This window comes from Corynebacterium sp. 045007, from assembly GCF_040743205.1.
GTDB lineage: Bacteria > Actinomycetota > Actinomycetes > Mycobacteriales > Mycobacteriaceae > Corynebacterium > Corynebacterium jeikeium_D.
The window spans coordinates 1-1,411 of the sequence record NZ_JBFLKW010000039.1; the positions used below are offsets into that span (position 1 = coordinate 1).

A 1,411-nucleotide genomic window follows, 5' to 3' on the forward strand; every position below is an offset into this window, starting at 1 on the left:
GGGTTAAGTAGCAAAAAGTGTGTCCGCTCGGCGTGTTGCGGGGCGGGCACACCGTTTGTTACTTCATGGGGCCTTTTCTGATTCCTATCGAGTGTTCGTACTCGGTTGGGATAGCGTTGTCGTAGAAGGCTGGTCGGCCTGTTTCATGGTCGGCTTTGTTGTGGTCTTCTTCGACAAGATCGTTGACTTTGGCGAGTTGATCTTGGCCGAAATTGCACTGCCTGGCGATCTTTAATGGGTCGTCAGGCAGTTGCGTTTTCGAGTGCAGGTACCACTCGAGCATTTTTCGTTGGCGTTCCCCGGACCTGCCGCGATGCGCGTCGGCGATGCGTTTGAGCCCGGCGTTGATGCCGCCTTCCAGACTGTTTGTCGTTGAAGCCCAGCGTTGAGGCTCAAGCGCATTCGGTGGTGGCTGCAGGTAGGTAAACAGCCATCCTTTCCGTGAGAGGTGCAGCAGGGAGTTGTATGCCTTGCGAACTCGCAGATGGGTCCATTCCCACTGGTTGTTGAGTGTGCGGCGCTCTTTTGACACGGGCGTTTTCTCGTTGAGGAATGCTTTGAATACCTGTCCGAAGTCGTGCAGACGCAGCGTCCACTCCCGTGCCTGGTCGAGTGTGGTGATACGGGTCAGTTTCAACGCCAGGGCGTAGATGGCTTTGCCGGCGTCGGTGCGTGGTCGTGATGTGGTGTAGCGGCGGATGACGCGTTGCGCATGGACGAGGCATCGTTGGATTATCGCGTTCGGCCAGCAGGCTTTAATCGCAGTAAGTGCGCCTTGTCCGCCGTCGAGGACGACGCAGAGCGGCTCAGCGATTTTGCGGAGTAGCTGCGTGTAGGCGTGGGCGGTTTCGTGTTTGGTCCAGTGCCATGCGATGACGTGGTCGTGGCTGGCTGCGACGAGCAAGCATCCGGCGGCGGTGTAGGTACCGTCGATGAAGATCTGGTCGTAGATGCGCTGTGGGTCACCGTCGTTGGGGATGTCGATGAGCCAGAACGGTTTGAATCGGCGGTCAAGTGTCCAACGGCTTACCCCTTGTTGCTGGGCGAGTTCAGACAACGTTGCTGTGGAGGTGGCATAAGAGACGAAGGCTTTAAAGTCGCGGGTCTGCGTGCGGTCGGTGCGGGTTCGTGTCGTGGAACTGCCGCAGTTCGGGTCCTTGCATCGCCACCTGGTTGTGCCTTTAGAAGTGGTTCCGTTTTTCTTCATTTGCCCAGCGCATATCGGGCATCGTGGTCTGTTTTTACTCACCCGGAAAGCACACCAACCCCCGATTAGCACATGCGGGTGCCATTCCGGTGGATTGAACACTAATCGGGCGGATATAAGGTCTTGATGCTTATATCCGCCCGATTTACCCAGCCTAATCAGCAGTAATGCTGAAAGTCAGACACACTTTTTGCTACTTAACCC

At 56.5% G+C, this 1,411-nt stretch carries 1 protein-coding gene; it reads right to left on the reverse strand.

From position 1 onward, the window contains the following. Window positions 1-58: 58 nt before the first annotated feature. Window positions 59-1,207, reverse strand: coding sequence for an IS1249 family transposase (locus AB1Z34_RS11095; protein ID WP_016421368.1), 1,149 nt, complete (start codon window positions 1,205-1,207; stop codon window positions 59-61). Between the last annotated feature and the right edge of the window lie 204 nt (window positions 1,208-1,411).